Here is a 9,660-nt window from a genome sequence, read left to right as displayed (position 1 = left end):
GCAGCATATGGCGCTGCTCATCGAGGCCGGACAGATGACAGCATCCGACTACGTGCCAACATACCCCGATTTAGCGCTTGCATCCGAAGGGGCGTCCACAGATGCCACCAGATGACGGAGCTTGTCGGGATTACGAACTATATAAATCGCCGCGATGCGCCCATCGCGCACGTCGGGCGCGGTGGTCTGTAGGACGTCGTCACGATCGATACTGATATAGCCGGGCAGATCGTTGATTGTCGCGGTGCGCAGTAGCGTCGGTGCTGACGTGTACTTCCGACGCAGCCCGGCGCACAAGTGAAGCGCTCGCTCGACCCCGCTCCGATACAATCGCCTGTATGCATGACGAGATGGTCGCCACCGGTGTGACATCGGACGACAGCGGGAGCGAAAAATCGGCGCCATGATGTCACACTGCACCGGCTTACCTCGTCACGTCAGCGAGCGCCGATTCACGGCGCGGGTGATGAGGAAAGCAGCATGACTGAGAAGCGTTTGAACTGGTCGGAAATTGCCCCTGAAGGCGCCAAGGCCCTGTTCGGAGTCCATCATTATGTGACCAAGAAGACAGATTTTCCCGAAGAGTTGGTCCATCTGGTCTTCCTGCGTGTGTCGCAAATCAACGGCTGCGCCCATTGCATCGATATGCACACCCGTGACCTGCTCAAAACCATGGCGATCGACAAGGTCGCGCTGGTCCCCGTCTGGGCGGAGGTGCCGCATCTGTTTTCTGACCAGTATCGAGCAGCGCTGGCCTGGGCGGAGGAAGTGACCAACATCAGCACGACCCATGCTTCGGACGAAGCGTATGCGGCCGCTGCCGCCGCCTTTACTGAAAAGGACTTGGTCGATCTCACGCTAATTATCGCGGCAATGAATGCGTTCAATCGTCTGGGCGCGCCATTCCGCCTGTCAGTCGCCGCGAAGCCATAGGCTCATGAAGGAGGGAGCACCCTTTGCTCACCTATTCGACGGCACGCGACCAAGTCAGGTCGCTCGCTACCGCACGTCAGCTTGATGAATGAAGGGCAGGTTTCAGGGAGCCATTTTGAACGGTCGAACGTCCGCTAAGTTGGCGGAAGCGGACAGACGTTGCCACAGTCGAATGGCAGCTTCGCTCGCCCCGGTGACAAAGATCGGACAGTCCGAAACCGGCCCAATCCCAGCCGACAAGCCTCGCAAAACCAAATCTCGAATCGCTACGGATGCGGCGACGAAAAGGCTGATTGGCGCGGGTTCGGGTCCCGGCACGGGGACGGAATCCGGGGGTGGACCACGCGTGGACCACGGAAATGGGATGGGGTCCTAAGCGCAGCTTTTCTGCGGCTTAGAGAGGCCGGTTCGAGTCCTGTAAGCTCGTGTTTGACGAAGACTTGATTGAGACGGTGATCGTCGTCTTGGTCCCGGCGTAGCGGCCTGTTGGCAAGAGGAGCCCTCTGCACGCGCGTCGCACAGAGGATAACGAGGTCGGTCCGGAAACACCGGATTGAGCGCACGGGCAGACACGCATATCGGCGATTTCAGAGAGTTTAGAACTCAGGACGCCACCGATCATCGGAAATTATGTGCCGGCCCCGGTTCTATTCAACGGCCCGAGACGATATTCGTCGAAGCGGAGGCGTCCCGAGGTCAAGCGGAGGCGTCCCGAGGTCAAGTTGCCACCGTCAGCACGTCGATCGCAATCGCGACGGTGCCACCGTGCCGCGTGACGCGCGCCACCGTGAGATCGGCGACCAGATGGCCGGGGATCACCAGATCCGCCTCGGACAGGGATTCGATCCACTCATCTGCCTCGTCGACGTCGGGCAGGGTGAGCGCGATCCGATGCCGCGCTCCATTGAAGGTAACGCTCGCCCATGGCGCCGATTCGCGTCGAACGACGATCACCCCGGGGCGCGATTGTTCGAGTGCGCGGGCGAGCCGGGTGCCGGCGTCGGGACCACGGCTCATTGCGCCTGCTCCTGGCTGGCGATGAAGGCTTCGACCCGCGCGACCGTGGCAGCCCGCAGCTGGCGGCCGTTGCGCAGGTCATCGACTAGTCGCGGATCATTGAGCGCCAGGCGCCCGAATCTGGTCGGCGCAATCTCGGTAGCACGCAGGAAACGCTCGATTTTCCAGATCAGTGACATGGCGACTCCCTTCATCACGACTCGTCTTGTTCTTGATTTGTTCCGGCATTTCCAACTTGTCTAGGAAAAATCCTACGGCTATCGATCGGGCATGGCACCAAGCGATCCCCGCGCTGCACTGGCCGCCCTGATCACACGATCGGGGACGAGCCGGGCCGCCTTGTCGCGATTGCTCGGACGCAATCCGGCCTATGTGCAGCAATTCATCGCGCGCGGCTCACCGCGTCGCCTGGAGGAACGCGACCGCAAACTGCTCGCCGCCTATTTCGGTGTCTCCGAGACCGAGCTGGGCGCCGAGGCCGATGCGTCCCCGGCCGCGATCCGGGTGCCACGGCTCGACATCGCCGCATCGGCCGGGCCGGGGGCGCTGGTCGATGCCGAACCGCGCCTCGCCACTTTGGGGCTCGATCCGGCGTTGCTCGGGCGGCTGTCGGCGCGCCCACGCGATCTCTCGCTGATCCGTGCGGCGGGCGATTCGATGGCGCCGACCATCCTCGACGGCGACGAATTGCTGGTCGACCGCGGTGATCGCCGTGTCGGCAGCAGCGGCGCGATCTTCGTGCTGCGGTACGACGGCACCTTGCTGGTCAAGCGCGTATCGCGCCACACCGGCGGCTATCGCATCGCCAGCGACAATCCCGCGCACGCTCCCTTCACCACCAATGCAATCGAGCTGATCGGCCGCGTCGTCTGGCTATCGCGTGCGTTCTGAAGCCTTTATTTCCGATCGATCAGCCAGATCGCGACTGCCGCGGCAACCCCGGCGGCAAGCCCGGCGAGGAAACCGACCGTCGGCTGGTGCGCCACGGCGCCGGCAGCGACGCCGACCAGCACGGCCAGCGCGATCAGGCAACCGCCGGCGGCGGGAGAACGGTCGGGATCGGCCATGCCGGCTGCCTTGCCACGTCGCGCGGCGCAGCACCAGCGCGATTGGCCATCGCTGTCGTTGGATTTCGGCGACGCTGAAATCGGTTCGCGGTCAGCCGCTTCCGCGCAGCCGGTTCAAAGGCTAAACGCCGGTTTACCACCCTCGTTTGCGGTCCGTAGCGAGCTCGGCGCTATCATCGTCCGCACATTCAATCCACGGGTCGCACCGATGCTCAATCCCTACGTCGCTAGCCGCGACGACGTTACCGACGCGCTTGCGCTAATGGCTGTATTCGGCATGGACGCCGGATTCGAGGCACAAGCGCGCGCCGCGCGCAGTCGCGATCTCGGCAACCACATCCATTTCTGCCGCTGGCGGCAGATCGAGCGGCTGATCCTGCTGCTTTCCGCCGAAAACGCTATCGGCGCGGTGCATTGACGCCACAGCACGCCGCGATGAGTCCCGGCTTGCGGTAAATCGCTGTCGTTCGGCGGAAGACGTCGCTAGACGAAAAGGCATGTACCGGGTTGCGCGGGGCGGCGCTGCGATGGCCGTGGCGATGATGGCGTTGGCCAGCGCTTCCGCGCGCGCGCAGCAGGGCGCACCGCCGACGCCCGCGCCGTCACCGTCGCCGTCGCCGTCGAGCGCGCTCGACCCCGGGTCGCCGCTGGCGCCGCTCCCGGATATCGGCGTCGACTGGCCCGATCTCGCCACCGCGCCGGGCGCCGAGCAGGCCGCGCAGGGCGAACGCGCGGAGATCGCAGCGGACATCCATTATTCCTATACGGTCAAGGGGCTGGAGGACGCGCGCAACGACCTGCTTCGCCAGCGGTTCGACGATCTCTCGACGCTGAAAGCGCATGAGCATGATCCCGCCAACGCCGCGCAGCTCGATCGCCGCGCGCGTGAGGACGCCGATCTGCTGACCGCGCTGCTCAAGGCGCAGGGCTATTACGATGCGCGGGTCGATACCGACGTTTCGGTGGCGGAAGGCAAGGCGCTGGTCACGCTGACCGCCGCACCGGGAGCGCTCTATCATTTCGAGCGCGTGACGCTGGCCGGCGTGGACCAGGCCGGCGCAAAATCGGCGGACGTGACGCGGGCATTCGGCGTCAAGCCGGGCGACGCGGTCAATTCGGATGCGATCGCCGGCGGCACCGCGGCGGTCAAGACGACGATCGGCGAGGAAGGCTTTCCCTTCGCCCATGTCGGCGACCCCCAGATCGTCATCGACCACGCGACGCACAGCGCAACGCTCGACATGGCGGTCAAGCCCAATGGCGCCAAGACGTTCGGCAAGATCATCGCCTCCACCGGCAAGGTGTTCGGCGCGCATCACATCCAGGAGATCGCGCGGTTCAAACCCGGCGATCCCTATGACGCGACCCAGCTCGCCGATCTCGATCGCGCGCTGATCCAGACCAGCCTGGTGTCCTCGGTCACCGCCAAACCGGTTCCCGGCGCCACGCCCGACACGGTCGATATCGACGTCGCACTGCAACCCGCCCCGCCGCGCACTATCGCCGGCGAGCTCGGCTATGGCACCGGCGAAGGCGTGCGGGCGGAGATCGACTGGACGCATCGCAACCTGTTCCCGCCCGAAGGCGGACTCACCTTGCGCGGCGTGCTCGGCACGCAGGAGCAGCTCGGCAGCATCATCTATCGCCGCAACAATTTCCACCAGCGCGACCATATCCTCACCGCGCAGGTCGCCGCCGCGCACACCAAGCGCACCGCCTATGAGGCCAAGACCTTTTCGCTGTCGGGCAGCCTGGAGCAGCAGACCAACATCTTCTTCCAGAAGACCTGGACCTGGTCGCTGGGCGCCGAACTGGTCGCCTCGGACGAGCGCGACGTGATCGCCTCGACCGGCGAGCCGCGCCGCCAGACCTATTTCATCGGCGCGCTGCCCACCGCGCTCACCTATGACGGGTCGGACGACCTGCTCAACCCGACCCGCGGCTTCCGCCTCGGCGCCCGCGTTTCGCCCGAGCTGTCGCTCGAGGGCAAGGCGTTCGGCTATGCCCGCGTCCAGCTCGACGCCAGCGCCTATCAGCCGGTCAAGCCCGGCCTGGTCGTCGCCGAGCGGGTGCGCTTCGGCTCGATCCCCGGGGCCCCGCGCGACGCGATCGCGCCGTCGCGGCGCTTCTATGCCGGCGGCGGCGGCTCAGTACGCGGCTATGGCTATCAGGAGATCGGCCCGCGCGATCCCAACAACGATCCGGTCGGCGGCCGCAGCCTCAACGAATTCTCGATCGAGGCGCGCGTTCACGCGTTCGGCAATTTCGGCGTGGTGCCGTTCTTCGATGCCGGCAACATCTACACCTCGGGACTGCCCAAGCTCACCGGGTTGCGCTACGGCACCGGTATCGGCGTGCGTTATTATTCCTCGTTCGGCCCGATCCGCCTCGACGTCGGCACGCCGATAAACCCGCAAAAGGGCGACAGCCGGATCGCCGTCTATGTCTCGCTAGGGCAAGCGTTTTGAACGACGCCCCCGACCTCGAGCATGACGAGCTCGCCGAGCTCGAGGCCGCGCGGCCGCCGAAACGCTGGTGGCTGCGCCTGCTCGGCGCGCTGATCGCGCTGGTGCTGCTGATCGCCGCGGCCGGCGCGCTACTCGATACCGGCATCGGCCACCGCTTCGTCGCCGATCGCATCGCCGCGCTCCGGCCCGCCAACGGGCTGCGCTTCTCGGTCGGCCGGATCGAGGGATCGCTCTACGACAAGGCGGTGCTGGTCGATGTCCGCATCAGCGATTCCCATGGCCTGATATTGGCCGCCCCGCGTGCCGAACTGGCCTGGCGGCCATTGGCATGGCTCGACAATCGCCTGTCGATCCAGAGCCTGCACCTGCCCCGGGCGCGCCTCGCCAAGCTGCCGCAGCTGACCCCGACCGGGCGCCACGGGCCGGTTCTGCCCGGCTTCGATATCCGTGTCGGGCGGCTCGACGTCGATCATCTGCGCGTGGCCAAGGCCGTGACTGGCGTCGCGCGGAACGGCAGTTTGCACGGCCGCGCCGACGTTCGGTCGGGCCGCGCGATCATCGATCTCGCCGCGATCGTCGAAGGCAGCGACCATCTCGCGATCCATCTCGACGCCGAACCCGATCGCGATCGCTTCGACGTCGATGTTCATGCCAGGGGTGCCGCCAAGGGCATCCTTACCAAGCTGACCGGGCTACCCGGACCGCTGACCTTCGATGTCACCGGCGACGGCCGCTGGACGGCGTGGCAGGGCCGCGCGCAAGCAACGGCCGGCGGCGCGCCGCTGATCGACCTCGCACTCGCCAACCGCAGCGGCCACTACACCCTGTCGGGCACGGTGACGCCGTCCTCGATCACGCACGGCAAGCTCTATCGGCTGACCACGCCGCGCGTGCTGGTCAATGGCGCCGCGACGCTTGCCCGACGCATGCTCGACGGCAGCCTGTCGCTGCGCTCGCCGGCGCTCGACGTCTCGGCGAACGGCAGGCTCGACCTCGCCGCGAATGCCTATCGCGACGTCCGCATCAAGGCGCGGCTGAACCGCCCGCCGGCGCTGTTCCCCAACATGACCGGCCACAATATCGAGCTCCGCGCGATCCTCGACGGCGCTTTCGCGACCGCGCGCTTCGACTACCGCCTCGCCGGCGATCGCGTCGCCTTCGACAATACCGGGTTCGAGCAGGTCCGCGCCGCGGGCCGCGGGCATTTCTCGAAGGCGCCGGTCGTCGTGCCCGTCACGCTGACCGCCGCGCGTGTGACCGGCGTCGGCGATGTCGCCGGCGGCATCCTGCGCAACCTGAAGGTCAATGGGCGGCTGCTGGTCACCGCCCGGCAGTTGACCGGCAAAGCGCTCGACCTCAGCTCGGACCAGTTGAGCGGCAAGCTCGACCTGATCGTCGATCTCAAGACCGGCCATTATCAGGTCGGCCTGTCGGGCGGGTTGCGGCGCTATCTGATCCCGGGGCTCGGCATCGTCGAGGTGGTGACGAAATTGCAGGCGGTGCCCGGCGCGAACGGCCATGGCACGCGCGTGATCGGCACCGGCACGGCGCGGATGATCCGGCTCGACAATGCGTTCTTCCGCAGCCTCGCGGGCGGCTTGCCGCAGATCGTCACCGGGCTCGAGCGCACGCCGGACGGGGTGCTGCACCTCAACCACCTTGTCCTCACCGCGCCCGATATCCGCATCACCGGCAACGGCATTCGCCGCCGCGACGGCAGCTTCCATTTCGAGGGCACAGGCGAGCAGCGCACCTATGGCCCGCTGACGCTCAAGCTCGATGGCAAGATCGATCACCCGACGCTCGATCTCGTCTTCACCCGGCCCAACGACACGCTCGGCCTGCGCGACGTGCGCGCGCATCTCGATCCGACGCCGCAAGGCTTCGACTTCCGCGCGGCCGGGCAATCCCGGCTGGGGCCGTTCACCGGCCACGGCGCGATCCTGCTGCCGCCGGGCGGACAGGGCCGCATCGCGATCGCCGGCCTAGAGGTCACCGGCACGCGCGCATCGGGCAGCCTGGCGATCGTTACCGGCGGCTTCGACGGCACACTGTCGGTCGCGAGCGGCGGCATTACCGGGCAAGTGCTGTTCCGGCCGGTCGGCGATGTCCAACGCATCGAAGCGCATCTCGATTTCGACCATGCGCATCTCGGCGATGCCACCACGCTGGCGCGCGGCCATCTCGATCTGGCGACGATGCTCGATCCCGCCGGGGCCACCGTCGAGGCCAGCGCGCGCGGCTTCGGCCTGCGGCGCGGCGCGCTGTCGCTGGCACGGTTCGACGGCAGCGCCGCGCTCAAGGGCGGCACCGGCGAGGTGAAAGCGGCGATCGCGGGATCGCGCGGCCGCGCATTCGATATCCAGACCGTGACCGAGATCACCGAGTCGACATACCGGGTTTCCGCCGAGGGCACGGTCGATCGCCGCGCCCTCAAGCTGGAAACCCCAGCGGTCCTCAGCCGCGACGGGGAAAGCTGGCGGCTGGCGCCGACGAGGCTCAATTTCGCCGGGGGCGAAGCGACGGTCGGCGGCCGCTTCGGCGCAAGCGGCAATGCGATCGACGCGACGGTGGCCAAGATGCCGCTGTCGATCCTCGACATCGGCTTCCCCGGCCTCGGCCTCGGCGGCACCGCTTATGGCAAGCTCAGCTACGCGTCGTCCGACAACGCCCCGCCGACGGGCCGGATCGACATGACGATCCGTGGCCTTACCCGATCCGGGCTGGTATTGTCGTCGCGGCCGGTCGACGTCGGGCTGGCAGGCGTGTTGCAACCCGGCAAGGCGGGGATCCGCGCGGTGGTGGCCAGCGGCGGCCAGACGATCGGCCGCGCGCAGGCCCTGCTGTCGCCGCTCCACGGCGGCGATTTGGCCACCCGATTGCAGCACGCCCCGATGATCGCCCAGATCCGCTATAATGGCCCCGCCGACACACTGTGGCGGCTGACCGGCATCGAGATGTTCGATCTTTCCGGGCCGGCGCGGATCGCCGCCGATGCGCGCGGCACGCTCGCCGATCCACGGATCAGCGGGACCGTCTCGACCAACGACGCGCGGCTCGAAAGTCCGGTCACAGGCACCGTTCTCACCAATGTCCGCGCCAGCGGATCGTTCAACGGATCGAAACTGGTGATCGGCGATTTCGCCGCCGACGCCGGCAAGGGCGGCACGGTGACCGGCCAGGGGTCGTTCGATTTCGCCACGCGGCGCGGGATCGGGATCGATCTCACGATGAAGGCCGACCATGCCGTCATGATCAACCGCGACGATATCGGCGCGACCGTCTCCGGCGCGCTGACCTTCGCGTCGAACGGCGACGGCGGGCTGATCTCCGGCGACGTCACGCTCGACAAGAGCCGCTATCGCCTCGGCCAGGCCACCGCCGCGACCGCGGTGCCGCAGCTCGACATCAAGGAGATCAACCTACCCGACGGCGGCGAGGAGGATGAGGCGCCGACGCGGCCCTGGCGGCTCAAGGTGCATGCGCATGCGCCCAATTCGCTGATGGTCTCGGGGCTGGGGCTCGACAGCGAATGGTCGGCCAATCTCGATATCGCCGGCCAGCCGGACAATCCCGCGATCACCGGCCAGGCGCGGCTGATCCGCGGCAATTACGAATTTGCCGGCCGCGAGTTCGAGCTCGATCGCGGCGTGATCCGCTTCGCCGGCGAGGTGCCGGCCAACCCCGCGCTCGACATTTCCGCCAATGCCGACGAGACTGGCCTGTCGGCGACGATCCACGTCACCGGCGCCGCACAGAAACCCGAGATCAGCTTCACCAGCACGCCCGCCTTGCCCGAGGACGAGCTGCTGTCGCGCCTGTTGTTCGGCACCTCGATCACCAACCTGTCGGCTCCCGAGGCACTGCAGCTCGCCGCCGCGGTCGCCGCGCTGCAGAACGGCGGCACGGGATTGAATCCGATCAACGCGGTGCGCCAGGCGGTCGGGCTCGATCGCCTGCGCATCGTGCCGGCCGATCCGCAAACCGGCCAGGGCACCTCGGTCGCCGCCGGCAAATATATCACGCGGCGCTTCTACGCCGAGATCATCACCGACGGCGCCGGCTATTCGGCGACGCAGGTCGAGTTCCAGGTGACACGCTGGCTGTCGCTCCTGTCGAGCATCTCGACGATCGGCCGCGAGAGCGTGAACGTGCGCGTGTCGAAGGATTATTGA

Annotated in this window: 8 protein-coding genes; 5 read left to right on the top strand and 3 right to left on the bottom strand. The window is 67.0% G+C overall.

Annotated features, from left to right (window positions below; genetic code table 11):
* Nucleotides 1–480 precede the first annotated feature (480 nt).
* A complete protein-coding gene (locus tag K7G81_RS13580; RefSeq protein ID WP_223031334.1) occupies nucleotides 481–933 on the top strand; it encodes a carboxymuconolactone decarboxylase family protein in 453 nt (150 codons plus the stop codon).
* 717 nt (nucleotides 934–1,650) lie between these two features.
* Here the strand turns inward: K7G81_RS13580 and K7G81_RS13575 are convergent.
* Nucleotides 1,651–1,950 (bottom strand): hypothetical protein, encoded by a 300-nt coding sequence (locus tag K7G81_RS13575; protein WP_223031333.1) that lies wholly within the window; start codon nucleotides 1,948–1,950, stop codon nucleotides 1,651–1,653.
* On the bottom strand, nucleotides 1,947–2,144 hold the full coding sequence (locus tag K7G81_RS13570; protein ID WP_255587030.1) for a hypothetical protein: 198 nt from the start codon (nucleotides 2,142–2,144) through the stop codon (nucleotides 1,947–1,949). Before K7G81_RS13570 ends, K7G81_RS13575 begins: the two co-directional genes overlap by 4 nt.
* Nucleotides 2,145–2,220: 76 nt before the next feature.
* Between K7G81_RS13570 and K7G81_RS13565 the strand changes: the two genes are divergently transcribed.
* Entirely contained in the window at nucleotides 2,221–2,841 is a 621-nt protein-coding gene (locus K7G81_RS13565; RefSeq protein ID WP_223031332.1) for a S24 family peptidase, read from the top strand.
* A gap of 5 nt (nucleotides 2,842–2,846) precedes the next feature.
* Here K7G81_RS13565 and K7G81_RS13560 read toward each other — a convergent pair whose 3' ends face one another.
* Complete coding sequence (locus tag K7G81_RS13560; protein WP_223031331.1) at nucleotides 2,847–3,017, bottom strand: hypothetical protein; 171 nt, start codon at nucleotides 3,015–3,017, stop codon at nucleotides 2,847–2,849.
* A 208-nt stretch (nucleotides 3,018–3,225) separates the two neighbouring features.
* Between K7G81_RS13560 and K7G81_RS13555 the strand changes: the two genes are divergently transcribed.
* The 3 genes from K7G81_RS13555 (at nucleotide 3,226) to K7G81_RS13545 (ending at nucleotide 9,660) form a co-directional block, all read left to right on the top strand.
* A complete protein-coding gene (locus tag K7G81_RS13555; protein ID WP_223031358.1) occupies nucleotides 3,226–3,435 on the top strand; it encodes a hypothetical protein in 210 nt (69 codons plus the stop codon).
* Nucleotides 3,436–3,514: 79 nt separating this feature from the next.
* Nucleotides 3,515–5,485: an autotransporter assembly complex protein TamA gene (locus tag K7G81_RS13550; protein WP_223031330.1), complete on the top strand. Its 1,971-nt coding sequence runs from the start codon at nucleotides 3,515–3,517 to the stop codon at nucleotides 5,483–5,485.
* Nucleotides 5,482–9,660, top strand: coding sequence for a translocation/assembly module TamB domain-containing protein (locus tag K7G81_RS13545; protein ID WP_255587029.1), 4,179 nt, complete (start codon nucleotides 5,482–5,484; stop codon nucleotides 9,658–9,660). Before K7G81_RS13550 ends, K7G81_RS13545 begins: the two co-directional genes overlap by 4 nt.

This window comes from Hephaestia mangrovi, assembly GCF_019880555.1.
GTDB lineage: Bacteria > Pseudomonadota > Alphaproteobacteria > Sphingomonadales > Sphingomonadaceae > Sphingomonas > Sphingomonas mangrovi.
The sequence above is the reverse complement of the archived record's forward strand: the minus strand, read 5'-3'. Positions and strand labels throughout refer to the sequence as shown.